23 protein-coding genes are annotated in these 24,963 nt (G+C 60.5%); 12 read left to right on the top strand and 11 right to left on the bottom strand.

Annotated features, from left to right (window positions below; genetic code table 11):
- Positions 1–53 precede the first annotated feature (53 nt).
- Positions 54–779 (top strand): pyridoxamine 5'-phosphate oxidase family protein, encoded by a 726-nt coding sequence (locus E9677_RS22435; RefSeq protein ID WP_136560284.1) that lies wholly within the window; start codon positions 54–56, stop codon positions 777–779.
- A gap of 68 nt (positions 780–847) precedes the next feature.
- Here the strand turns inward: E9677_RS22435 and E9677_RS22430 are convergent, their stop codons facing one another.
- Positions 848–1,282, bottom strand: coding sequence for an acyl-CoA thioesterase (locus E9677_RS22430; RefSeq protein ID WP_136560283.1), 435 nt, complete (start codon positions 1,280–1,282; stop codon positions 848–850).
- Positions 1,283–1,379: 97 nt separating this feature from the next.
- Positions 1,380–2,276, bottom strand: a complete 897-nt coding sequence (locus E9677_RS22425; RefSeq protein ID WP_136560282.1) for a LysR family transcriptional regulator — start codon at positions 2,274–2,276, stop codon at positions 1,380–1,382.
- A gap of 110 nt (positions 2,277–2,386) precedes the next feature.
- Between E9677_RS22425 and E9677_RS22420 the strand changes: the two genes are divergently transcribed.
- The 5 genes from E9677_RS22420 (at position 2,387) to E9677_RS22400 (ending at position 6,619) form a co-directional block, all read left to right on the top strand.
- The gene (locus E9677_RS22420; RefSeq protein ID WP_136560281.1) at positions 2,387–2,599 is read left to right on the top strand and encodes a hypothetical protein; all 213 of its coding nucleotides are present in this window, start codon (positions 2,387–2,389) and stop codon (positions 2,597–2,599) included.
- A gap of 92 nt (positions 2,600–2,691) precedes the next feature.
- Complete coding sequence (locus E9677_RS22415; RefSeq protein ID WP_136560280.1) at positions 2,692–2,919, top strand: hypothetical protein; 228 nt, start codon at positions 2,692–2,694, stop codon at positions 2,917–2,919.
- A 337-nt stretch (positions 2,920–3,256) separates the two neighbouring features.
- Positions 3,257–4,282 carry a GlxA family transcriptional regulator gene (locus E9677_RS22410; protein ID WP_136560279.1) on the top strand — a complete coding sequence of 342 codons (1,026 nt, stop codon included), beginning with the start codon at positions 3,257–3,259 and terminating at the stop codon, positions 4,280–4,282.
- Positions 4,283–4,823: 541 nt separating this feature from the next.
- A complete protein-coding gene (locus tag E9677_RS22405) occupies positions 4,824–5,927 on the top strand; it encodes a GmrSD restriction endonuclease domain-containing protein (protein WP_136560278.1) in 1,104 nt (367 codons plus the stop codon).
- Complete coding sequence (locus E9677_RS22400; protein ID WP_235883071.1) at positions 5,924–6,619, top strand: HEPN domain-containing protein; 696 nt, start codon at positions 5,924–5,926, stop codon at positions 6,617–6,619. The genes E9677_RS22405 and E9677_RS22400 overlap by 4 nt, the downstream gene beginning before the upstream one ends.
- Positions 6,620–6,946: 327 nt before the next feature.
- On the opposite strand, the gene lysM is transcribed toward E9677_RS22400, so the two are convergent.
- From lysM to E9677_RS22380, 4 genes are all read right to left on the bottom strand, one after another.
- Positions 6,947–7,417, bottom strand: a complete 471-nt coding sequence (gene lysM, locus E9677_RS22395; RefSeq protein ID WP_136560276.1) for a peptidoglycan-binding protein LysM — start codon at positions 7,415–7,417, stop codon at positions 6,947–6,949.
- A gap of 116 nt (positions 7,418–7,533) precedes the next feature.
- Entirely contained in the window at positions 7,534–8,358 is an 825-nt protein-coding gene (locus E9677_RS22390) for a sulfite exporter TauE/SafE family protein (protein WP_136560275.1), read from the bottom strand.
- A 277-nt stretch (positions 8,359–8,635) separates the two neighbouring features.
- Positions 8,636–9,439, bottom strand: a complete 804-nt coding sequence (locus tag E9677_RS22385; protein WP_136560274.1) for a hypothetical protein — start codon at positions 9,437–9,439, stop codon at positions 8,636–8,638.
- Between the two features lie 156 nt (positions 9,440–9,595).
- Entirely contained in the window at positions 9,596–11,407 is a 1,812-nt protein-coding gene (locus tag E9677_RS22380; protein ID WP_136560273.1) for a methyl-accepting chemotaxis protein, read from the bottom strand.
- A gap of 174 nt (positions 11,408–11,581) precedes the next feature.
- On the opposite strand from E9677_RS22380, the gene E9677_RS22375 reads away from it, so the two are divergent.
- Positions 11,582–11,971, top strand: a complete 390-nt coding sequence (locus E9677_RS22375; RefSeq protein WP_136560272.1) for an acyl-CoA thioesterase — start codon at positions 11,582–11,584, stop codon at positions 11,969–11,971.
- A 6-nt stretch (positions 11,972–11,977) separates the two neighbouring features.
- Here E9677_RS22375 and E9677_RS22370 read toward each other — a convergent pair whose 3' ends face one another.
- The gene (locus E9677_RS22370; RefSeq protein WP_168801300.1) at positions 11,978–12,757 is read right to left on the bottom strand and encodes an MmyB family transcriptional regulator; all 780 of its coding nucleotides are present in this window, start codon (positions 12,755–12,757) and stop codon (positions 11,978–11,980) included.
- A 121-nt stretch (positions 12,758–12,878) separates the two neighbouring features.
- On the opposite strand from E9677_RS22370, the gene E9677_RS22365 reads away from it, so the two are divergent.
- Positions 12,879–13,316 (top strand): hypothetical protein, encoded by a 438-nt coding sequence (locus tag E9677_RS22365; RefSeq protein WP_136560270.1) that lies wholly within the window; start codon positions 12,879–12,881, stop codon positions 13,314–13,316.
- Positions 13,317–13,370: 54 nt separating this feature from the next.
- Here E9677_RS22365 and E9677_RS22360 read toward each other — a convergent pair whose 3' ends face one another.
- On the bottom strand, positions 13,371–13,721 hold the full coding sequence (locus E9677_RS22360) for a DMT family protein (protein ID WP_136560269.1): 351 nt from the start codon (positions 13,719–13,721) through the stop codon (positions 13,371–13,373).
- 365 nt (positions 13,722–14,086) lie between these two features.
- On the opposite strand from E9677_RS22360, the gene E9677_RS22355 reads away from it, so the two are divergent.
- The 3 genes from E9677_RS22355 (at position 14,087) to uvrB (ending at position 20,256) form a co-directional block, all read left to right on the top strand.
- Positions 14,087–16,066 carry a putative bifunctional diguanylate cyclase/phosphodiesterase gene (locus E9677_RS22355; protein ID WP_136560268.1) on the top strand — a complete coding sequence of 660 codons (1,980 nt, stop codon included), beginning with the start codon at positions 14,087–14,089 and terminating at the stop codon, positions 16,064–16,066.
- A 72-nt stretch (positions 16,067–16,138) separates the two neighbouring features.
- Positions 16,139–17,059 (top strand): HNH endonuclease, encoded by a 921-nt coding sequence (locus tag E9677_RS22350; RefSeq protein ID WP_136560267.1) that lies wholly within the window; start codon positions 16,139–16,141, stop codon positions 17,057–17,059.
- Between the two features lie 116 nt (positions 17,060–17,175).
- Positions 17,176–20,256 carry an excinuclease ABC subunit UvrB gene (uvrB, locus tag E9677_RS22345; protein ID WP_136560266.1) on the top strand — a complete coding sequence of 1,027 codons (3,081 nt, stop codon included), beginning with the start codon at positions 17,176–17,178 and terminating at the stop codon, positions 20,254–20,256.
- 130 nt (positions 20,257–20,386) lie between these two features.
- On the opposite strand, the gene E9677_RS25770 is transcribed toward uvrB, so the two are convergent.
- Positions 20,387–20,509, bottom strand: a complete 123-nt coding sequence (locus E9677_RS25770) for a hypothetical protein (RefSeq protein ID WP_268960321.1) — start codon at positions 20,507–20,509, stop codon at positions 20,387–20,389.
- An 11-nt stretch (positions 20,510–20,520) separates the two neighbouring features.
- The gene (locus E9677_RS22340; RefSeq protein ID WP_136560265.1) at positions 20,521–22,431 is read right to left on the bottom strand and encodes an AAA family ATPase; all 1,911 of its coding nucleotides are present in this window, start codon (positions 22,429–22,431) and stop codon (positions 20,521–20,523) included.
- 894 nt (positions 22,432–23,325) lie between these two features.
- Here E9677_RS22340 and E9677_RS22335 point away from each other — a divergent pair.
- Positions 23,326–23,832 carry a hypothetical protein gene (locus tag E9677_RS22335; RefSeq protein WP_136560264.1) on the top strand — a complete coding sequence of 169 codons (507 nt, stop codon included), beginning with the start codon at positions 23,326–23,328 and terminating at the stop codon, positions 23,830–23,832.
- Positions 23,833–23,891: 59 nt separating this feature from the next.
- On the opposite strand, the gene E9677_RS22330 is transcribed toward E9677_RS22335, so the two are convergent.
- Positions 23,892–24,518, bottom strand: a complete 627-nt coding sequence (locus E9677_RS22330) for a DnaJ domain-containing protein (protein ID WP_408014768.1) — start codon at positions 24,516–24,518, stop codon at positions 23,892–23,894.
- Positions 24,519–24,963: the final 445 nt, after the last annotated feature.

The raw sequence follows: 24,963 nt of genomic DNA, 5'->3' as shown, positions 1-24,963 counted from the left end.
TTATGACCAATTGATCCCGCTATCCCTGCCGCATCAGCAGTCCGGAGGCAAGCATGAACGAGAGACCCGAGCCCGAAACCTTCCCCGTCAGCCCGCGCAATCGCGCCAAGCGCCTGCACCAGCGCGCAGCCTATGACCGCGATGCCGTCTATGCCGTGCTCGACGCGAGCCTCCTCTGCCATGTCGCCTATGTCATCGACGGCCAGCCCTATTGCACACCGACCACCCACTGGCGCGAGGGCGCCTGGCTGTTCTGGCACGGCTCGTCCGCCAGCCGCATGCTGAAGACCCAGAAGGGAGGCATCCCCGTCTGCCTGACGGTCGCCCATCTCGACGGCCTGGTGCTCGCCCGCTCCGGCTTCCATCACTCCGCCAATTACCGCTCCGCCATGTGCTTCGGCACCGCCCACATCATCGACGACCCGGAAGAGAAGGCGGAAGCCCTGAAGGCGGTCGTCGACCGTTTCTATCCCGGTCGCACGGACGTGCTGCGCGAAAACGACCAGCAGGAAGCCAAGGGCACCATGGTCATCGGCATGCGCATCGAGGAAGCCTCGGCAAAAGTCCGCTCAGGCGGCGTCTCCGACGACCCGGCCGATGTCGACGCACAGGTCTGGGCCGGCGTCATCCCGGTCGAAACGCGTCTCCGCGCGCCCGAAATCTGCCCCAAGGTCCCGGAAGGCGTGGCCTTCCCCGATCACCTCGCCCATTTCCAGGAAGGCCGCCGCCTCGACGAGGTCTTGACGGAGAGCCAGGCGCTCTACGAACGCCAGGACTGAACTGTCGACGCAAAACAAAGGGCGGCGCATCGCAAGATGCCCGCCCCAATCCGCCATCTCCTGACCGCCTAAGGCGTCAAAATCCACGCCTCGAGCTTCGCCCGCTGCACTTGCGAAAACGCATGCGACTTCCGCGTCGCCTGGTCGAAATGCACCACCACCGTCTCGGCCGATGCACACAGCCGGCCCGCCTGAAACACCGCCTGTTGCATGGTCACCGACGACCGCCCGACCCGCGTCACCCGCGTGCCGATCTCGACCGTGCCCGGCCACAAGACCTCTGCGACATAATCGATGTCGAGCTTGGCGAGCACGAAGGGATACCCCTCGTCCAGCAGCGGATCTTGCGGACTGTAGATCAGTTCGACGCGGCCCGTTTCCATGAAGGTGGCAAAGACCGCATTGTTGACATGCCCCTGCCGGTCCGTGTCGCCATAACGCAGCTTGTCATAGGCCCGACCCGCAAAGTCCTCGAGCCGCAGCCCCTTCGTCTCATCCATCATCCGCACTCAAATCCTACGCCTGTTTCCCACTGGCGGGTGTCCAATTCGGCATTTCCCTAATTACGAAAATCGCCAACCGCTTACCGATCTCGCCGGTTTACGCCGCCATCCCGATCATCTCGGAAAACGCATAGCGCACGCTGTCCGCCACCGCCCGGATCGTCTCGGATGTCTCCTTGCCGGTCAGCAGCCGCACCTCGAAGGAGCCCAGCTCCGGCAGCCCGTGTTTGGCGCCGAGCGCCGTCATGTCGTCTGTGAGGTAACTGCGCGGCAAAGGCGCGACCGCGAGATCCGCAATGACAGCCGCCCGCTGCGCCATCGTATGGGCCGAGAGATAAGCGATGCGATAGGGCCGCTTTTCCTTGTCGAGCCGTGCCAGCGCATCCGCCCGCCAGCAGCAGCCATCCTCCCAGATCGACACGGGCAGCGGATCGCGCAAATGCGCCGTGCCGCATTTGGCACCGGCCCAGACCAGCTGCTCCTGATGGATCACCTCGCCCTCATGTACCACCTGGCCCGGCGCGCAATTGGTCAGCGTCAAGTCGAGCCGCTGTTCGGCCAGCCGGCGCCGAAGCGCCCCCGAAGTGTCAACCGTCAGATCCACCATGATCAGCGGATAGAGCTCGGCAAAGCGCCTGAGAATCGTCGGCATGAAACGTTCGCCGATGTCGTCTGGGGCGCCCAGCCGCACGACCCCCTTCATCTCCGGCATGCGAAAACGCCCGACGGCCTCGTTCGACAGCGCCAGCATGCGCCGCGCATAGGGCAGCAGCACCTCGCCCCCCTCCGTCAGCGTCACCGAACGCGCATCGCGCAGGAAGAGCGTGACGCTCAGCTGCTCCTCCAACTTCTTGATCTGCATGGAGACGGCGGACGGCGTGCGATAGACCCGATCGGCGGCCGTGGTGAAACTGCCGGTCTCGGCGATCGCCACGAAGGTACGCAGAACGTCGTTGTCGAGAAGCGGAAGCGGCTGGCGCAGCATGAGCGTCATGGCGGTTTACCTTCAACAAAATTGAACTTGAAGACGATACTATTGCGTTTGATTGAATGTCAATCGGGGCGCATCCTCTTCTCACAACCCGGATAAGGAGGATTGCAGCCATGACACAGACAGCCTTCCAGACCCTGCGCGACACGCTGCACGACATGGTCGCCACCCTGATGGCAAAGACGCGCCACCGCAACATCCGCAAGGCGACCCGCCGCACACTCGCCCCGCTCGGCACAGCAATGCGGGACGATCTCGGCCTCACAAGCCACCGCCAATTCATCACCTTTCAGAATGACAGACATAAGGAACATTCGTTTGATTGATGAGTGAAAGGCGCAATATCGAAACCAGGCCCCCGCCGAGTGAAGAGCAAAGGATGAAAAGGGAGCCATCGAACCTCAGAAGGATCACGACCATGGCAATGGTTTGCAGCGATACCCCGATCACCCGCACCGCCCCCGCCGTGCCCACGCCGGGCGACATGGCGAGCCGCGCGGCCGGCCACCTCGCGGCAAAACTGAACGGTTTCGCCCGCGCCATGGCCGATCACCGCCGCCGCAGGCGTGACGCGGCAGTGCTCGCCGCCCTGCCCTTCGACCTGCGCAAGGATCTCGGCTGGCCCGCCGACGACATGCGCCGCTGAGGCTGGCGATCCGGCCACGACCCCGTTTGCGACACACCCGCCCCCACATCGGAAACGGCGTCGCAAACGGGAAAGCCCCATGTCTTGGTCGCAAACGCCCCGCCCCTGCCGTTAGCCCCTGCCATACAGCGCCCTCCCCGCACCGATGCCCGCCACATGGCACCCCACGCCATGTCGCAGCCTGAAAACTGCGAAACAATCTTGCGATTAGCGATTGCTGATGATTTTGCGACGCGCGATTTCGCGACAATGTCGTAAAACGACTATCGCGACGCTCAATTCAGGCGGAGCATGCCGGAAAACAAGGGAACGGCAGCAAGGACATCAGGGCACCATCATGAGCAAGATACAGCCACAGACCAAGAAGCGAACCATCGTCTTCTTCCTCGTCCCGCATTTCACGCTTCTGCCCTTTGCCGGCGCCATCGAGACGCTGCGCATCGCCAACCGCATGCTGGGTTACGGCGCCTATGAATGGCGTCTCGCCTCGGTCGATGGCCAGAAGGTCCATTCCTCCTCGGGCATCGGCATCGAGGTCAACGGCTCGCTCGCCGACGAGCGCCGCTATCTCGGTGGCGAGAACCGCCCGAACATGGCGATCGTCTGTTCCGGCATCTATGTCGAGGAGTTCAACAACAAGTCGGTCAATGCCTGGCTGCGCGAAGCCTATAACCGCAATGTCGCGGTCGGCTCGCTCTGCACCGGCGCCCATGTTCTGGCCCAGGCCGGCCTGCTGAACGGCAAGCGCTGCGCCATCCACTGGGAAAACCTGCCCGGCTTTTCTGAGACCTTCCCCCAGGCCGAAGTCTATGCCGACCTCTACGAAGTCGACGGCAATCTCTACACCTGCGCCGGCGGCACGGCCTCGCTCGACATGATGCTGAACCTGATCGGCCAGGATTTTGGCGAAGGCCTCGTCAACCGCGTCTGCGAACAGCACCTGACCGACCGCGTCCGCTCCGCCAATGACCGCCAGCGCCTGCCGCTCAGAGCCCGCCTCGGCGTGCAGAATTCCAAGGTGCTGCAGATCATCGAGCTGATGGAGGCCAATCTCGCAGAACCGCTGTCACTCCTCGAAATCGCCGACGACGCCGGCCTCTCGCGCCGCCAGATCGAACGCCTCTTCAGGCAGGAAATGGGCCGCTCCCCCGCCCGCTACTATCTCGAAATCCGCCTCGACCGCGCCCGCCACCTCCTCGTCCAGTCCTCCATGCCCGTCGTCGAAGTCGCCGTCGCCTGCGGCTTCGTCTCCGCCTCGCATTTTTCGAAGTGTTACCGCGAACTCTACAACCGCTCCCCCCAGCAGGAGCGCGCCGAACGCAAGCTGACGATGTCGAGCAACCGGACGGGGGTTGTGGTGTAAGCCATCGGCGACGCACCAAGGCCGGCCCAGGTTAAGCCCTCCCCCTTGTGGGGAGGGTTTGGGAGGGGACTTCGCCCCGCGCGCGCACTCTCCCCGGTTGACCGGGAAGCAGTTCAGACCACGTTGACCCTCATCCTGAGGTGCCCGCGCAAGCGGGCCTCGAAGGACCTAGGCCCAGACCAGCCCCACTCGCCCTCGTCCTTCGAGGGTCGCTTCCGCTCCCCCACTAGGGCTGATCGTTGGCGCCACCCGCTCTCCCTCCCCTTTGAGAGGGAGGTTGGGCGGAACGCGCAGTTGGGGTAACCCGGTGCTAACTGCCGCCAGATCACCCCCACGCGGGAGCTAGGCGCCGACCCTCCCTTTCCGTAGTAGCTTCATTCAATCAGACCACGTGAAATTAGGAGCGCCGCAAAAGAAGCCATCGCGCCTTTAAGGCCAGCTGTTGCACGCAGAAGATCTTGGCATCCGATTAGGATCTTTGACTTTCACCGGGGAACTAATAAGTTGCAGGCACCGCAACTGCTATCCAAAAGACGGAATAATGATGACGACTTCAATACAGGCTCTGGCGGACAAGCTCTTCCCCGTGATGCAAGCACAGGAAGACGATGCGGAAGTCAGAAATATTCCCCCGGAGCAACGACGGCTTCACACAGAAACGGCAGATCTGACCGTCGGCTCCCTTCACCAGCTAATGGGCACTGGCAAGATTGAGGTGCCGGAGTTTCAGCGTGGCTATGTATGGACTCGAACTCAAGCCTCGAGGCTTATCGAAAGTTTGATCATCCAATGCCCCATCCCCGTCGTTTATTTCAGCCAGTCTCCGACTAACAATCTAATTGTGATAGACGGCAATCAGAGACTGATGTCGATAAAATTGTTCTTGAATGACGCATTTGACTTACAGGGCCTTACGACCTACCCCGAACTAAACGGTTATACTTGGGCGCAACTTGATCCTAGATTCAGGGATCATATCAATAACCGCACAATACGATGTATCACCATTCTAAAGGATACTCACCCTCAAATCAAATTTGATGTCTTCGAACGATTGAATACGGGGTCCGTAAAGCTTAACGGCCAAGAATTACGCCACGGCGTCAATCACGGTTCATTAATGAAGCGTGTTGACCACCTTGTGAAAAATGATACGTGGAAGAAACTCAGCGGAATAAAGTCGGACAAGAGGATGAAAGGCGCGGAGCTAATCCTGAGATACTTTGCATTCAGGCATGCGAGAGATTCATACTCTAAGCCTTTATCCGGTTTTCTCGATACGTTTACGACAAGTCATCGAAATATACCTGATAGTAAACTGGATGCGTGGACTCACGACTTCATTGAAAGTCTCGAGCTTGTTAACTACTATTTTGGTCGAAACGCGTTCAAGATTATCAAAGAGGATCTCACTACCGCAGGCAATTTTAATTCAGCAATATACGATGCGCAAATGATCGGTATGGCTGAAACTACGAGCCACGGGATCAAAAGCCTCAGGGCAGACAGAACGCAGGTTCAACGAGCCTTTGTCGACCTCATGTCAGATCGGATTTTCGCCACTAGCGTCCAACGAGCGACAAGCGATGAGACATCTGTTCAAACCCGAATCTCCCGCGCTACTGAGCTGTTCAACAGGCTATGACGTTGCGATATCGTGTCAGTCCTCACAGAGCCGACTTCATCACTCGAACAGAGCAGCTAGTACGAGATTCAAATCTGGCACGTAGAAAAAGCGTTCCGCCTGGAGTACGAGATCTAGCGTTTCAGTGCTCGATCCTACAAACGAGTGCAGCGGTGGAAGAGTACATTAGATCCGTCTTTGAGGCATGGGCTTTCAGACTCCGCTCATTAAACGACATTCGAAGCAATGCCATCCCTGTCCGAACTCGCGTAGCAGTAGCGAAAAGCCGTCTCACCCAGCACTTCTCTGCATTAGCCTACACCAGCGACGAAGGTCGATTTCTAAAAAAAATCGAACGTGAGAGCGACCTATGGGCTTTCCTTGAAGGAAGCGCGCAGATCCCCGCCGGCTTCGATGGTGGAGTAGTGTTCGCTGAAAGGAAGTACCCTTCCGCTAAGAACGTTAAAGTGATGTTTTCTCGCATCGGCATCGACAATATTTTCGACCAAATCTCTGGTCGAATAAACGCCGATGCGGAGTATCGATTGGAAAGCTTCAACTCCATACGTACCGCCCTGGCGCACGCAAACCCGCCCCAGCTCACATACCTTGATGTGAAACGGAATATAAAAAACGTTCAAGATCTGGTAGCAGCGATTGATCGCATACTTCACAAAGCGCTATCTACTACTATCGGAACGACGGTATGGTAGCCGATAAATGCCGGTTGCAGGTGGAGAAACGGTTCTCTAGTTGCAATGCAGCCCCATGGAAGGGGACATCCTAGAAATCCCGATTTCTTGGACGCTTGAGGGATGGTGGGCGCTCCCTCCAGGGCCACCACCGCCCACACACCCCACCAAACTCTAGAAAAACCCTGCAGACACGAACAGCAGAAACACCGCAACACCCATCGCCAGCCGCGCGTCATGGGGCATCACCACTTTTGCGATCGGAAAGATCGCGCCAAAGGGATTTCCGTTGACATAGCCAGTAGAAGCGCGCGGGCCACCATCGCAGCAGCCCGCGCCCTCCCCATCTCACCCCTCCAATTCCGGAATCCGCAGCACCTGCCCCGGATAGATCTTGTCGGGATGGCTGAGCATCGGCCGGTTGGCTTCGAAAATCACGGTGTTCTTCGCGCCCTTGCCCTTGCCATATTGCGCCTCGGCGATCTTCCAGAGATTGTCGCCCTTCTTGACCGTGTAGAGGACCGGATCCTTGGCGGCGACCGGGGCCGCGTCCGGCGCCTCGGCGATCGTCAACTCGCCGGCCTCGACCTTGGAGATGCCGAGCGTGTTGCCGACGGCGACGACGGCCTTCTCGAAGATCGACTGGTCCTTGACCGTGCCCTTCAGTACCACCTTGTCCTCGACGACCTCGACCTGGACGGCATCGGTGCCGAGCCCGTGCGAGGCGAGTTCTTTCTGCACGGCCTCCGCATCCGGCGCATCGTCGTCGCCGATGCCGAGCTTCTTGCCGGCGCTCTTGATGAAATCAAACAGGCCCATTTTCGTCTCCTCATTGTCTCAACCGTTGATCGGTGCCGACAGGAGAGACCAGCTTCACGACAAACTCAAGAAGCCATTGCTGTTTTATCGCGATCTGATCGATCGGCTATCGAGCGTCACCCGCCATAGAGGCTCCAGAAGAACCGCGCCGAGACGAAAAGCAGGAAGATGGCAAAGCCCAGTTCCAGCTGCCGCTTGTTCAGCTTATGCGCCAGCTGCGCGCCATAGGGGGTGACCAGCATGGCGATCGGGAAGATCACCGCAAAGGCGATCCAGTTGACGAAGCCGGTCGAAAACGGCGGCAGGCCCGCCTCGCCCCAGCCGGCATAGATGAAGCCGAAAAAGGCCGGGATCGAGATCAGCACGCCAACACCCGATGATGTCGCCACCGCCTGGTGGATCGGCCGGCCGAAAAGCGTCATGAAGGTGTTATTGAACACCCCGCCGCCGACCCCCATCAGCCCGGAAAACAGCCCGATCGCCGTACCCGTCACAAACCGCACCGGCTCGCCCGGCAGTTCCGTGCCGAGATGCAGTCGGTTGGAGAGGAACAGCATGCGCGCCGCCAGCACCAGGCCCATGACGGCGAAGAACAGGCGAAGCCCCGCACTCGACACATAGGCCGCAACGACGGTGGCGAGCAGCGCCCCGAGCGGCACCGCGATCATCCAGCCTTTCAGCAAGTCCATGTCGACGGCCCCGCGTTTCCGATGCGCCTGGAACGAGCGGATCGAGGTCGGCACGATCAGCGCCGTCGAGGTGCCGACGGCGAGATGCATGATCACCTCCTCTGGGATCCCGGCATAGCCGAAGACCTGGTAGAAGACCGGCACCAGCACCGCGCCGCCGCCGATCCCGAACACGCCGGCCAGCAGCCCCGCCACGGCGCCGGCGGCAGCCAGCATCACGGCAAACAACAGGATATCGGCAATCGGTGGCATGAGGCACTCCGGAAAGAACGAGCCGTCCGGCCGGACGGTCTTTTGCGGCGGGTTTGACCTGTCGCGCAGGCCGAAAACGAGGCCGCCAGACATGGACGACATTGCCTCTAGGCCCACCCGCCGCCGCCCGCAAGCCCTTCCCCGCCCGCACCGGTACGCCCCGGAGCCAGAGCGGATGGTGCAGCGCGGTCCGCACTCATGCCCACGCCCCCGCCAGTAACGGGCGCGGCCAATGATTAGGAAATGAACGAATTATCGATTTAGCCAAAACTCGGCTTCAGCGGCAGTTCCGTTTGTCGAGATAAAGCGAGCAATCCTTGCCAGCAGGCGCCCCGGCACCCGTCGAGGCCGCCACCCGCCGCGTCGAGACCGGAACCGGATCGTCCATGCCGGAATTGCCACTGTCCGCCGAAAGCGGCAGGATCCCGCCCTCGTCCGGCAGGTCCTCTGCCACCTGCACCTCATCGACCAGAGGCGCATCCCCGCCCGGGCCCGTCACGATCTGCGTCGGCTCGTCAAAGCCGATGCCATCAACGACCGGCTGGCTGGTCGTGCCCTCGGCGATCGCCATGGCCCCACCCTGCGTCACCACATGCGGCTGAACCCCGACAGGGCTCACCACCTCGGCAGAATTTAGATCAGACACGAGAGGCGCCCCGCCGATCCCGAGCTGGCCATCAATATTGACGCCGCCTTCGGGAATGACCATGGCGCTCATCGCCTGGCCCTGGCCGTCACCGACCGAACCCGGCTCAGCCGCTGCCATCATGGGCGCGGCCTGCGTGGCCTCGTTTTCAGCTAGGTTTGGCGTGTCGAGATAGTCGAGGCCGGCGCTCCCGACATTCTGCGCACCGGCCGGCGCCGCATAGGCCGCTGCCTCCGCTTGCCGATCACCGACGCGTCCGACGAGCACCCGCCCGTCGCGCTTCCGATCCACCTTGCCGATGAGCTGGTCGCCCGCGCGCGGCCCACCGACATCGGCGAACGGAACGCGGTCACTGCCGGAACATCCTGATAGCATCAGGGCCGAGAAACAAGCCGCCGTGATCCGGCAGCCAAGGGACGAAAACACAAAACTCATTTCACCCTCGATGGCCCCTTATGGGACAACTTCAGGCAGCATAGGGCTTTCCGGCTTAACGTGCCATGAATGAAAACCACGAGGAATCCGGGGCAAAAACTAAGGGCCGGCAGATCGCTCCGCCGGCCCTTATCTGCTGTTCGTCTGCCCTGCCGCTTACGCCGCCCGACGATGGCCCACGGCCTGCTGGGCATTGACCTTGAGGCGCGACAAGAGCTGGCGCAGATTGTAGCTCTCCTCCGCCAGAGACTGCCCCGCCGCCGAGGTTTCCTCGACCATGGCCGCATTCTGCTGGGTCATCTGGTCCATGTGGTTGACCGAGGTATTGATCTCGGCCAGCCCCGTCGCCTGTTCCTTGGCGGCGGTCGCGATCGTGTTGACGCTTTCGTTGACGCGGTTGACCAGCGCCTCGATCTCGATCAACGCCTCGCCGGTCGAGCGCACCAGGCCGACACCGGTGTCGACTTCGGCCGCCGATGCACTGATCAGCGTCTTGATCTCCTTCGCCGCATTGGCCGAGCGCTGGGCCAGTTCCCGCACTTCCTGCGCCACGACTGCAAAGCCGCGACCCGCTTCGCCGGCCCGCGCCGCCTCGACGCCGGCATTGAGCGCGAGGAGGTTGGTCTGGAAGGCGATCTCGTCGATCACGGAGATGATCTGGCTGATCTTCTGCGACGAGCCCTCGATCCGGCCCATGGCATCGACCGCATTGCGCACGATTTCGCCGGAGCGGTTGGCGCTCGACTTGGTCTCGGCCACCATCTGGCGGGCCTCGTTCGCCCGTTCCGCCGCCGTGCGCACGGTGGCGGTGATCTCATCAAGTGCCGCCGCCGTTTCTTCCAGCGCCGCCGCCTGCTGCTCGGTGCGCTTCGACAGATTGTTGGTCGCCTCGCTGATATTGCCGGCCGAGGACGTGACCACGTCACTAGTCTGGTTGATCGCCGCGATCACGCCACCGAGCGACTCCACCGCGCGGTTGAAGTCGTCACGCAGCTTTTCATAGTCCGAACCGATCACGCCGATCTGCACGGTGAGGTCGCCCTCCGCCAGCCGCTCCAGCGCCGAACCCAGCGCATTGATCGCGTGGTTCTGCCGCTCGGACGATGTGCGCAGGTTGAGTTCGTTGCGCTCGCGCTCACCGTTCAGGCTCTCCTGCTGCTCGACTTCGCGGCCGCGCAACTCGATGCGTTCGCGCACGCTGTTGCGCAGGACTTCGAGCGTCTGCGCCATGCCGCCGATTTCGTCGCGACGGCCGGTATCAGCGATCTCGATGTCCACCTTTTCCTCGGCGATATCCCGCATCGAGTCCTTCAGGCGGCTGATCGGCTTCACCACGCTGCGCACCACGAGATAGGCGCAGATCAGCTTGCCGATCAGGGCAAGCGCAATCAGCGCACCATACTGCATTGCCGTCTGGCGGAAGAGCGCTGCCAGGTCGTCCGAATAGACGCCGGTGCCCACGACCCAGCCCCAGGGCTCGAAACCGATAACATGCGAAAGCTTCTCGACCGGCTCTTCGAAGCCTGGCTTCGGCCAGTAGTAGTCGACGAAGCCTTCCTTGCCCGCCTTCACCGTATTGACGAACTCGACGAACAGGAACTTGCCGTTCGGGTCCTTGTTCTGGCTCAAGTCATTGCCGTTCAGTTCCGGCTTGATCGGATGCATGACCATGGCCGGCTGCATGTCGTTGATCCACATGTAACCATCAGGCTGGTAGCGCATCGCGCCGATCACATCCTTGGCCCGCTCCTGCGCCTCCTCGCGCGTCAGCGTGCCCTCCTGCTCCATCTTGTGATACTTGTCGAGGATCGCGACAGCATTGTCGTTGATCTGTGCCAGACCGATGCGGCGTTCCTGCACCAGCATGTCATAGGATTGAAACAGGCTGTAAGTCAGCGCGCCCACAAGAACGGCCAGAGCCAGCGCGACCAGTGCATAGAGCCGCACGGACAGAGACACGGATTTCATATTGCCCACCCCCAAATAGTTAGAATGCTAAATTTTGATATTTATCAGTTCTAAAGTCCGTAAATTTGCACTGCGAGATTTAAGGGGCGGATTCTCATCCCTCATAATTTATAGTGGCGCTCGCGTTCGCATGCCGGTCTCTTGCGCCTGCACGCAGTGAAGGAGAAAAATTCCATGGCCGCCCAGAGCGATACACCGACCGGCGAACTGACCTTGAGGACGCTGGCCATGCCTGCTGACGCGAACGCTGCGGGCGACATCTTTGGTGGCTGGGTCATGGCGCAGATGGATCTGGCCTGTGGCATACGCGCCGCCGAGCGTGCCCGCGGCCGTGTCGTGACTGCCGCAGTGCAGGAAATGGCGTTCGCCATGCCGGTCAAGATCGGCGACACGCTCTGCGTCTATACCGAAATCGCCCGCGTCGGTCGCACCTCCATGACGCTGAAGGTCGAAACCTGGGCCCAGCGCTATCTCACCCATGTCATGCAAAAGGTCACGGAGGCGACCTTCGTCATGGTGGCGCTCGATGCCGAGGGCAAGCCCACGCCGGTCCCGGCGCTCTAGGAAACTCTAGCCAGCCTGCCCTGCGGCCATTTGCCGGAACAACTGCTCCGTGGTCGCATCTGCGGGAAAGAACATCTCGATCTTGATATCAGCCAGCGCAATGTCTTCGGCCGTCCCGAATTGCGCAATCGTCGAGAACATCGGAAAGACGCCGCCGGCAAACCGGAAGCGCACCGGCACGACCGGTGGCAGGTCGACATGGCCGGCATGTGAACTGCTTCCCGCCTCCCTTGCCAAAGCTGCCGCAGCCTCGTCCAGCACGGCATCACCGCCCAGATGGGCACTTTCCAGACGGAACCGAGAGGAAAGATGGGAAGCCACCTCGGCCCAGTTCTCGACCAGAGCCATCCCCTGTCCGGGCCGAAGAAGAAAGTCGCTGAAGCTGTCGCCATCGGAGAGCCCAAAACCGGACAGCATGGCCCGCCCGCTGTCATTGGCATCGAGAATGATCCAGTGCCGGTCGAAAACGAAGGCCGGATAAGGCAGATGCCCCTTGATCATATGCGCGATCGCGTGGCGTACCGGCGCAAGCGTCTCGTCGTCGAAACTTCGACGCCCATAAGCCGGCCGGAAACCGGCGGCATCCAGCATCACATTGCGCTCCGCCCTCGGCATGTCGAGTGCTTCACCGAGCCGCAGCACCATCGCCTGGCTCGGCCGGGCACGCCCTGTCTCCAGAAAGGCGATGTGGCGCGCAGAGACATCCGCCTCCAGCGCCAGCTGCAACTGGCTCATCCGCCGGTGGCCTCTCCAGATCTTCAACTGCCGTGCGAATTCGAGTGCCATCGGAACCTCCAGGAGGTCCGTCATGCCATGGAACGCGAAAGCCGTCACTTACCTCCCGGGTAATTGAGCGCAACACCCGGCCGCCGGATGATGGCGATGCTCAAACCAAGGGAGACATCGAATGACACATTCATTATCCGCATCCTGGCTCAAAATGATGAGCCTGTTCATCGTGGCCCTCGGGCTGCTGGTCGCGCTGGGCGCGCATCCCACCACCGCCTGGCCGGCAAACATGCTGGCCGATATCGTCTTCTGGCCTTTCGACGACACGCAGAGGATCGACACGGAGTCGGCCCGCGTACTCGCTGCCATCAGTGGCGGCGTCATGGTCGGCTGGGCCGTCATGATGTGGCTTATCATCGATCGCCTCATGCCAGCAGATCCCCGACTGGCCCGTCTGCTGCTGATCGAGTCGACCCTCGCCTGGTATCTCGTCGACAGCACCGGCTCCTTCGTGGCTGGCGCGACGGTCAACGTTTTGCTCAACACCGTGTTGATGCTCGCCATCGTGCTGCCGGCATGGCGCATCGAAGCGGATGCAATCGCGTCGACGAATTGACGAATGTATTTCGGGGTTGAGAGACGGGCGCGAAATCCCGCGTCCGCCTCTCCTTTATCCGCGAAACACGAAGGCCGCGCCGGCAGCAATCAGGGCGAAGCCGATTGCATGATTGATCGTCAGGCTCTCCTTCAGGAAGAAGACAGAGAAGCCGGCGAAGACGATCAGCGTGATCACCTCCTGCATCGTCTTCAGCTGAGCTGCCGAATAGACCTCCGAGCCAATGCGATTGGCGGGCACGGCGAGACAATATTCGAAGAAGGCGATACCCCAGCTGGCGGCGATGGCGATCCACAGCGCCGAGGTCTTGTATTTGAGATGCCCATACCAGGCGAAGGTCATGAAGATGTTGGACAAGGACAGAAGCAGGATCGGCCAGAGAGCGGCGGGGGAGAAGCTCGGCATGGAGAACTCGTGAGTTGGGAGGATGGCGGAGGGAACGGCCGGCGAGTCACTGCTCGTCCGTCGCTTTCACTTTATCAAATTCCGGGGATCATGGCGCTGCAGAGTTTTGCGCCCCCAACATGCGAAAATAGCATGCCTCGCCACAACCTGAGGCATGCTCACCTGTGACGGGCAACGGCCAGAAGCTCGCCCCACACGGGCAGACAACATTCCCTGCAGGCCACCAAAAAGTCGCTGGTGATTTCTAGTTAAATTGCGCAAAGACGCCGTAACATACCGTTAAGTCGCTCATGTTATTGAGTATTTATTGCGATAGGTATGGGCTTTGTATTATGTGGTTGAGTGAGAGCCGAAGCGGCGACATCATGCCGGCAGTGCTGCAAGCCAAGGTGGCGGACGTCGCCGATGGATACCACTCGACCCTGGCACTCAACCTGATCACCCTCTCCGTCTGCATCTTGATCCTCTCCATGCAGCACGAGGCAAGCTGGACCAGCCTCATCTGGTACGGCGTAGCACTCGTCATGGTCGGGGTCCGCGCCTACTCGATGAAAGCGCTGACACGGCGTGGTCTTCTGTTGTCCGCCCCGAAGTTTTCCCTCAGGATTCTGTCCCTCGGAGCACTCGCACTCGGCACCGTCTGGGCGGCCCTGCCCTGGGCCGTCACCAATTTCGAACCCCTCGGTCAGCACGCCTCGTTGTTGCTGATCATGGGCGGAATGGCGGCCGGCGCGGTCATCAAGCAGATCGGCAATACTCCGCTCGCCCTCAACTATTCGATCCCTATCCTTATTTCACTGATGGTCAGTCTCATTGGCCTGTGGCGCCCCAACGAAGTGCTGATCGGGCTCTGCCTGTCGCTGATGATCCTCATCTTCATCCGCCGCAGCCTCTGGGCGGAACGCATGTTCGTCAACAGCCAGGTGGCCCGCCACGAGGCAACGGCGCTTGCCGACAGCCTGACCCGCGCCAACAGTGACATCCTGCGCCAGAACACCCGCCTCGAGGCGCTGGCCAATCGCGACACGCTCACGGGGCTTGCCAACCGGGTCTTCTTTCACGGCCGGCTGGCCGGCGACATCGCCCGCGCCCGGGTCGTCGATGAAGAGGTCGCATTGCTGATTTTCGACGTCGAGCGTTTCCAGTCGATCAACGATACGCTTGGTCACAGCGCCGGCGATGCGCTGCTCCGCGCGATCGCCGCCCGTCTTTCCTCGATCGTCGAGGATGGCAGTCTGATCGCGCGTCTCGGCGGCGACGAATTCGCCGTCATCGTCAGCGGGGCGGACGCGCTCAACCGGGCCCGGACCCATGCGGCCTCAGTCCTGGAAGCGAGCCGCCAGCCGATCCAGTGGTACCAACGCCAGACCGTCGTCGGCCTCAGCGTCGGCCTCGCGGCCTATCCCGAGCATGCCAGCGATGCCGAGGAACTGCTCGCATGCGCCGACATGGCGCTCTATGACGCCAAACGCAGCGACCGCCGGCAATTGCGCGAGTTCGATCCGGATCTGCGCAAGAATGCCGAGCGTCGGCGGATCATCGAGCAGGATCTCGAACGCGCCATCCAGACGGGCGCGATCGGCGCCTGGTTCCAGCCCCAGGTCGATCTGGTCACGCGCCGCATCACGGGTTTCGAGGCGCTGGTCCGCTGGCAGCATCCGCAGCTCGGCTTCGTCTCCCCGCCGGAAATCGTCAATGCCGCCCGCGCCGTGCATCTCTCCGAACAGTTCACCGCCCGCATCGCCCGCGACGCCTGCCTGCTCGTGCGCCGCCTGCCGGAGTTGGGCTTGCCCGACGTGACCGTGGCCCTCAACGTCTCGCCGCGCGAATTCGCGCTGTATTCCGTCGCCTGCATGCTGCACCGCGTGACCAGCGAACACGGCGTCAATCCCGCCTCGCTGGAGATCGAAATCACCGAAGAGGCGATTCTTGACCCGGCTCTTGCCGACGCCCAGCTGAAGCAGATGGAAGAAGCCGGTTACAAGCTCGCCGTTGACGATTTCGGCATGGGCCATTCCTCGCTCGCCTATCTCATCGGCCTCAAGATCGACCGCCTTAAGATCGACCGCAGCTTCGTCAAGGACGTCGCCCGCAGCGAGACGAACCAGAAGCTGATCTCCGCCATGGTCAGCCTCGGCCAGTCCCTGTCGCTGGAGATCGTCGTCGAAGGCGTCGAAACCCCCGAAGACGCCGCCATTCTGGCCCGCCTCGGCTGCGGCACCGCCCAGGGCTACCTCTTCGCCCGCCCCATGCCCGCAAGCGCCCTCGACACCTGGATCGCCGGCCATCAACCCAGCGCCAACCTCAAGCGCAAGGGCAAGTCGAAGCATCTGTCTGTAGCGTGAGGGCCAGGTCCGGGTTGCGCGACGTCGATGTCACGGCATAGTGGCAGCATCATCGGATGACTCGGGACACACATGGCCAAGGCGATTTTCTACCACAAGGACGGAAGCGGCTATAAAGACGTCCGCGGTCAGCACTACCACTTTCCAAAGACCTACCTCTCCCGTGTCAGGCAGGCGCTGGGCGATTGGATCGTCTACTACGGTCCGCTTGTAGGCATGCCGGGACGCTACTATTCTGGCCTGGCCCGAGTTGCGGTCATCGAGGATGATCACGAGCTTGCTGATCATCACTACGCGAAATTGACTGACTATATCGATTTCGATCGTCCCCTCGATTATCGGGAGGGTGGCGGCTATGAGCGCCAACTCGTCGGTCCGGATGGCATCGTCAATCCCGGTCGAAGCGTTCAAGCCGTTCGGATCATCAGTGAAGCCGAATTTGCCGCACTGGTAACCGCTGGTCTCTCCGACTCCGATGAGTGGCCACAGCGCGTCGATCCGCAGGATGAGATCTCGCCTGAGACCAATCCGCTATCCTATTTCCAGATCGGTGAACCTGACCAAACCGGCTACGTCGCCGACGGCTATGATCGGCCCATCATCTCCAGCACCATCAACCGCCCCTTCCGCGACGCGAAATTCCGTCAGCATGTCCGCCGCGTCTACGACCGCACCTGCGCCTTCACCGGCCTGCGCCTCATCAATGGCGGTGGCCGACCCGAAGTGGAGGCAGCCCATATCGTTCCTGTCGAGCGCGGTGGAAATGACTCGGTCCAGAACGGCATTGCCCTCTCAGGCACCGTCCATTGGATGTTCGATCGCGGCCTGCTATCCCTGGCCGATGATCTCACCATCCTGCAATCTCGCCATTTGAACGAGGACATTTCCCACCTGCTCGTCAAGGACGGCAAGGCTCGTGTCCCGACCGCGCCACACCTACGCCCGCATCCGCATTATCTCGACTGGCATCGTGACAACATCTTCAAGCACTGACGTCCCCACCCTCCTGCCACCACGCTGGCCATAACCCTTGCCACCCGTTGCGTTTTCGTTCCAATTCTCAGCTGCCGCCTCTTCCCTTTGCCGCCGCCCTTCTCCATATTCCGGCCATGGCCAAATCTCCCAAATCCTCCGCCCCCTCGAATGGTTTCGAGGAAGCCCCGCAAGCCCCGTTCGAGGGCGCCCCTCTGGGAGGATCCGTCTCCGATTGGGTGAAGCAGCTGGAGGCGGAAGCCGAGGCGTCGACCGTCGAAAGCCAGCGCGAACTCGCCTCGAAGGCCGGCAAACACCGCAAGAAGATCGAGATCGAGGCCCGCCGCCATGCGGAGAAGGTGGCGCTCGAAAAGGCGACCACCAAACCCACCGCCAAGAATACGACCTCGACCAAAACCTCCCGCGGCGTCTCGATCGGCGCCTCCTCCGATCCCGCCACCCGCGCCGCCGCCGGCTTGAACCCCGTGGCCGGCATGGACATGTCGCTGGAAGACGCCCAGTCGCTCGCCCCCGGCGCCGTCACGGCCACGGTCGAAGCCCTCACCGCCCTGATCGAAAGCGGCAACCCGCTGTTCAAGAACGGCGAACTCTGGATGCCCCACCGCCCGGCCCGGCCGGCGAAATCCGAAGGCGGCGTCGAGATCCGCATGGTTTCCGATTTCGAGCCCGCCGGCGACCAGCCGACCGCGATCAAGGACCTCGTCGAGGGCCTCTCCAACAATGACCGCACTCAGGTCCTGCTCGGCGTCACCGGTTCCGGAAAAACTTTCACCATGGCCAAGGTGATCGAAGCGACCCAGCGCCCGGCCGTCATCCTCGCGCCGAACAAGACGCTCGCCGCCCAGCTCTATTCCGAGTTCAAGAACTTCTTCCCCGACAACGCGGTGGAATATTTCGTCTCCTATTACGACTACTACCAGCCGGAAGCCTATGTGCCGCGCTCGGATACCTTCATCGAGAAGGAGAGTTCGATCAACGAACAGATCGACCGCATGCGCCACGCCGCCACCCGCGCCATCCTCGAGCGCGACGACTGCATCATCGTCGCCTCGGTCTCCTGTATCTATGGTATCGGCTCGGTCGAAACCTACACCGCCATGACCTTCCAGATGTCGGTCGGCGACCGCATCGACCAGCGCCAGCTGCTCGCCGACCTCGTCGCCCAGCAATACAAGCGCCAGGACATCAACTTCGTCCGCGGCTCCTTCCGCGTCCGCGGCGACACGATCGAACTCTTCCCCGCCCACCTGGAGGATGCCGCCTGGCGCATCACCCTCTTCGGCGACGAGATCGAGAGCATCACCGAATTCGACCCGCTCACCGGCAAGAAGACCGGCGACATGAAGTCGGTGAAGATCTACGCCAACAGCCACTATGTCACGCCGCGCCCCGCCCTAAACGGCGCGATCAAGTCGATCAAGGACGAGCTGAAAATCCGCCTTGCCGAGCTCGAAAAGGGCGGCCGCCTGCTCGAAGCCCAGCGGCTGGAACAGCGCACCCGCTACGACATCGAAATGCTCGAAGCCACCGGCTCCTGCGCCGGCATCGAGAACTATTCGCGTTACCTCACCGGCCGCAAGCCCGGCGAGCCGCCACCGACGCTGTTCGAATACATCCCCGACAACGCCCTGCTCTTCATCGACGAAAGCCACGTCTCCGTCTCCCAGATCGGCGGCATGTACCGAGGCGACTTCCGCCGCAAGGCGACGCTCGCCGAATACGGCTTCCGCCTGCCCTCCTGCATGGACAACCGCCCGCTGCGCTTCGAGGAATGGGACGCCATGCGCCCCCAGACCGTCGCCGTCTCCGCCACCCCCGGGAGCTGGGAAATGGAAGAAGCCGGCGGCGTCTTCGCCGAACAGGTCATCCGCCCCACCGGCCTCATCGACCCGCCGGTCGAAATCCGCCCGGCCAAATCCCAGGTCGACGACGTGCTGGGCGAAATCCGCGAAACGGCGCTCAAGGGCTACCGCACCCTCGTCACTGTGCTCACCAAGCGCATGGCCGAAGACCTCACCGAATACCTGCATGAACAGGGCGTGCGCGTCCGCTACATGCATTCCGACATCGACACGCTGGAGCGCATCGAGATCATCCGCGATCTCCGCTTGGGTGCTTTCGACGTGCTCGTCGGCATCAACCTGCTCCGCGAAGGCCTCGACATCCCCGAATGCGGCTTCGTCGCCATCCTCGATGCCGACAAGGAAGGTTTCCTCCGCTCGGAAACTTCGTTGGTCCAGACCATCGGCCGCGCCGCGCGAAACGTCGACGGCAAGGTCATCCTCTATGCCGACCAGATCACCGGCTCGATGCAGCGCGCCATGGACGAGACGTCCCGCCGCCGCGAAAAGCAGATGGCCTACAACACCGAACACGGCATCACGCCGGAATCGGTCAAGGCCCGCATCTCCGACATCCTCGATAGCGTCTACGAACGCGACCACGTCCGCGCCGACATCTCCGGCGTCTCCGGCAAAGGCTTCGCCGATGGCGGCCACCTCGTCGGCAACAACCTCCAGGCCCATCTCAACGCGCTCGAAAAAGACATGCGCAACGCCGCCGCCGACCTCGACTTCGAAAAGGCCGCCCGCCTGCGCGACGAAATCAAACGCCTCAAGGCCGTCGAACTCGCCGCCATGGACGACCCGATCGCCAGGCAAGAGGCGTCGAGCGCCGAAGGCGCGAGAGGGAAAAACTTGGCGCCGCCCCCTCCGTCGTCATCCTCGGGCTTGACCCGAGGACCCAAAACCGACGGCGACACCCAACCCCGCATCTCCACCTCAGGCCGCAACAAGTCGGGCGCCCCGGAAGGCAAGGGCAGCTATTTCTCCAAACCCCATATCGACGACATGGGCCCCGGCACCGACGGCGCCGTGCCCCTGCCGAAATCCGGCCCGGAAAGCTCCTATTTCCGCAAGAACACCCTCGACGAAATGACCGTCGGCCGCACCGAAAAACCGGTGACCGGCAAACTGCCCGAGAAGCCGAAGTCTTCCTCTCCCCCCGCCTCTCAAATCGTGGGGGAGGATAGTTCGCCCCAAGAGGCGAAGCCGATTGGCGAGGCGAACTTGGTGAGGGGTGCAGACGACCCTCGCCCCATCATCCGCGCCCGCGCTGGCGCCGGCTCCTACGAGGATCCGGGTGACGGCAAGCGCAAGGCAAGGACGAAGGGCAAAACGGGACGGCCGGGGCGGTGACGTTATCTCCCCCCTTGCGGGGGAGAACGGAATTTCAGCATCTTAGCGCAGTTAAGTGCTAGAAATTCCAAGAGAGGGGCAAAACGGCCACCATGCAAGACTTGGCAAACCTGCTCTCGGATATCCTCAGTTACATGACCGCCGGCTGGCGCAGCCGTTCCCGCAGCGTGAGATGGCTGGTGCGGGATGTGATGGTGGCATTGGTGGTTGGGTTGGTGTGGGTGGTGAGGCGCTTGTAGTTTCTAGAAAACAATCACCGAATGCTTACTTCGATATTTTGTCAGCGAACCAATGCAACACAATCTCACCGTTGGCGATCGTTTCAGTGTCCAGAGAACCTTTCGCACCGGAACTCGCTATCTCGGCAAGGTACATTCCAACTTGCTTCTTACCAGATTTGCCTGAGAAACGGCCTTTGATGAGGGACATGGAGCCAGCCGTGATTAACTCCTCAAGTCGGCGGCCCGCAAACTCAGGGTTCACATCAGCGAGAGTATAGACCTGATCCTCGGATAATATTCCTTTTTCAATGTATCTAACTTTTTCTTTTCTTCCCTGTGTGTCGTCGTCCAAAAGAAGTATGAACTGAGCGCCGATGCCGTATAGCGACGGCAAAGTAGCTTCAAATCCGCCTGCACCAACGCCAGGAACTATAGAAAATTTAAATTTCTGATCGTTAAGATTTCTGACGTAATAGAATAAGTGAAAATCCGATATCCCCTCAACGCATAAATACGGACCAGATCCCACAATTGGCGGAATCTCATATAGAAGCTTCTCCCAAACAGGTTGAAAGTAGGTGGTTTTCTCGGGGAATTTACTCACAAATTCGCCGTATCCAACCGCATGTATATCGTTTGCCTTCATTTCCATACCATAAATATCCTCATGCTTCTCTATGTTCACAGACTTGTTCTCGACGATAAATGCATCGCTCAACCAAGCCGGATTTATCATATGAGGGCTATGAGTAGAGTATATAGCCTTGTTTCCTCCACCAACAATTCTAGCTATACTTTCCATAAGTTGACTTTGGGCTTTTGCATGAAGGTTTGCCGCCGGCTCATCAAACAAAAATATTGTCTTCTTTTTTGATTTAGATCTAAATTGCGTAAAAAGTAGATAAGAGAAAAACCACCTAAAACCCAATGACCGCTCGTGAATAGCATACGTCGACTGCCCGTCGGAAATTGCAAAAGACAGATAAGCCATATCTTGTTTTTGGCTATCGACATTCCATTCAAGCTTGACGCTTCTTGACGTCGCCGAGCCCTTGAAAACCTTGGCCCAGCTTCCGATAACTTCGCGATTGATTGCTGCTTGTATTTTGTTAAGAACCGAGTCAACCAAGCTACGTTCTGGCTTTCCAAAGAAAATTGAAAACCAATTCGGGGTGGCGTCTAATCTCTTTGCATCTTTCAGCCTTTGAACGACGTGCCGCTTGAGGTCTATACCCTCATCCAAACTAGCCAAAATATCTTCTATCACCTTTCTATAGTATAAATTGATAGCACTTTCGTTGTCGTGTTCTTCCAGATATATTCTATTCGGCATATCAACTATAAATGTCGGAAAATATACAAGCTCGAAAAGTTCCTTTTCTATCTCTTCAACAATCCAGAGCCAAACATCATTATCTACTGTTTTATCTTCCGGCGACACGTAATCGACGTACTTTTTTTTACCGGCATCCTTAACCTCAAGGTCTATGCCGCTCCAATAGCTCATTTGCCTTACATAAGAACTATCTTTGTATTCAAAGCACTTAGCTACGGATATCTTTTCGATAGGACTCTTGACGCGCAGATCCTTTGAGAACCTCAATTTGGCTCTATCAACGTACTTTTGGAACTCTCCTTCAGGAAATCCAATTTCAGCAGTAATTTTTATGCTGTCTGTGAATGCGGCTCGCCGATCTATGGGTATAAGCGATATAAGGTGCTCCTTCCTTTCTGATCGAGCAACCAGATTTGGTATTGTTCGATCCCCAGTCGAAAAATGGGACAAGGCCTCAAGTATCGTAGTTTTTCCGCTTTCGTTGAGACCTATTAGCGTAATTACGTTCGCGTTCTTTCGCACATCTACATTTATTTCCGCGCTCTTAATGCCTCGAAAATTCTTTATTATAAAGCGCCTTAGAGTTGGCATGGCAGTCTCCACATGTGTGACGAACACGCAATCATCTTATGCGGAGCGTACTCTGACTAATTGAGTCTATACAAGTTGATGTAGCAGCCGATTCACAACGCAATCGTAAGTGATCCGATGAAGGCACATGTAAACTTCTAAAAAAAGGGGGACGCGCCGCAGCGATTCCCCAACAAAATCAATCGCCGACATGTTTTTTCATCCCCGCCCATTTCCACCGCTTTACCCTATTCCCCGTCCCGCCCTCGGATACACCTGACGATGCGATGTCAGGCGAGGCGGGGCCGGCGCCGGGGGCGAGTGCTGTCGCAGGCACAAATCCCCGGCCCGCTGCAACGGTCTCCCTCCGGACGAGGGGCTGGACGAAGGTTTTGGGGTCGGATGCCCCAGGACTGGATACCCCGATCGGAAGGACGTGCCTCAGAGGCACACAGACAAGGCGCCCACGCCGTCGCGAACATGCCAGACGGCGGGGCGAACAAAACGGCGGGGATGTTGGACGATCGCCAATGATCGAAAAGCATCCCCCGGGCGAGGGGCCCGGTCGGATTGGTGCACCATCCGGCGGGAACCTCCCGGGCCACCGGCCAGGCTGAAGCGTCATCTCGTGTGACGTCGCAGCCGGACCCGCGCCCGGTCATTCCTCGGTCATCCTCGGGCCTGACCCGAGGACCAAGGACCGTCGCCGCCTTGCCAGAGAGACGCATGCAGCGGGAATAGACGCCGAACGAGGCACCGGAGGGAGCCACATAAAACTACTTAGACAGGTTGCTTCTGGCGCCTCGTCCGAGACTGACATGACCACCCCCGGAGGGAGCGATCCCGACCGGCGGCGGAGCTTGGGTTGATCTGTCTCCCCCGCAAGGGGGAAGACAGGCCCCGCCCCTTCACTCTTTCCCGAAACACCGAAAGGAGACCGGCATGCCAGACCTTCAGACCATCAGCGGACCCATCATCGAACCGCTGCACCTGCGCCTCATGCGCGACATGGCCGCCGAGCATCGCGTCCCCCTGCACTGCCATACACGCCAATGCCGGCGTAGCCGCACCTGCTGCGGCCCGGCCGCCCCGGCCGAGCGGCCGATCACAACAGGCGAACGCCTGCCGCGCTGCCTCATCCATGCCGAGCCCGCCCTGCGTCGCGATCTGTTGACGCTCGCCGATACACTCTCCGCCTGCCTCGTCCCGAGCCAGGACCCACGCCCATGGCCGGTGGACGAGCAGCCCGCAACGCTGCTGCGCGCCCGGCTCGGCCTCATCCACCGCATCCTCGGCCGGCCCGGCCCGCATCGGGACCACGAGAGAGCCGCCCTCGCCGCCTGGCAGTCGAACGACCCGGACCCGGAGGAATCCGCCCTTTACCGCCGCGTCTGGCGCCACCGCAATCCGCAGAAACACCCGCCGGTCCGTGCGGCCACCCCGTCATGAGGGCGCAAGCGAGCGGGCCAGTGATGGGGAAAGTAGTGGCGAAAGCGAGGGAGGCGTTCCTATTCCGCCGCCTTCGGCAGATCCTCGGTTTCCACTTCGACAGGCAAAGGCTCCAGCTCGTAGGAATACCCCTCGAGCATGGAATAGGCCCGCTCGATCGCGCCGATCTGCACTTCCGACGCCTTGATCGCATCGGTGATCGATTGCGCCCGCGCCCTGAGCATCGAGCCAAGCACGTCGGTCTCCGGCCGGCGACCGAGCCGGTCGAGATGTTTGCGCACCCGCGCCCGGTGGCGCTCCAGCTCGAGAATGTGGAAGCGGCATTTGAGAATGTCGTCGGTGAGCTTGCGGCGCAGCCCGGCCACGGGATCGAAACTGCCCGGCTCGCGCTCGTCGAGGATCATGTCGTTGATCAGCGTTTCCAGCACCATCAGCCCCTTGAGATCGGTGGGCTCGGCGAGCTGCGGATCATAGCCGGTATCGTCGAAGACCCGGCGGCGCACGGGATCCTTCAGCAGGTCGTAACAGGCGGAGATCTTTGCGAAGGCCTCGGCATCGCCGCCGGCATCCGGATGGGCGGTTTTCGCCACCTTGCGATAGGCCGCCTTGACGGCCGCATCGTCGGCATCGCGGGCCACGCCCAGGAGCTCGTAAGGGTCGATCACTGCGGCACCCGTCTTCGCCATACTCATCCACTCCCGCGCCCAGCCACCTCTCCCCTAACCCCGGAGGACGGCGGCTTCAAGACGGAACAACCCGTCGTCCCCCGTCGAAAAACACCCGGGCAGCTCGCCACCCTTCGCCCGAGGGTGGCGACACGGCATCGTTCCCACCCCCTAAATCTCAAGGATTTCAGCTCTTTGCCGGCGTCCCGTGGCGATGACTGTGACTTTTCATACTTGCCAAGGTTCGGAAATGTCCCTACGTTTTTTGAGGTTCGGGCCAAAGATCCCGGAGACTGGACAGATTGAGTGAAACCGCCCGTGCGGTCCTGGGGGCCTTCTCCCGCCGGTAGACGTTCTTTCCCCGTTATCGCGATCCCTCGACGGTTCCGTTTCGGCGGAATTTTGCCTTGCCGCTTCCGGTCCGCCGGCCGTGGCGCAGACGACAAAAAAAATCGGGAACAAGGAA

Source organism: Peteryoungia rhizophila, from assembly GCF_004912145.1.
GTDB lineage: Bacteria > Pseudomonadota > Alphaproteobacteria > Rhizobiales > Rhizobiaceae > Allorhizobium > Allorhizobium rhizophilum.
The sequence above is the reverse complement of the archived record's forward strand: the minus strand, read 5'-3'. Positions and strand labels throughout refer to the sequence as shown.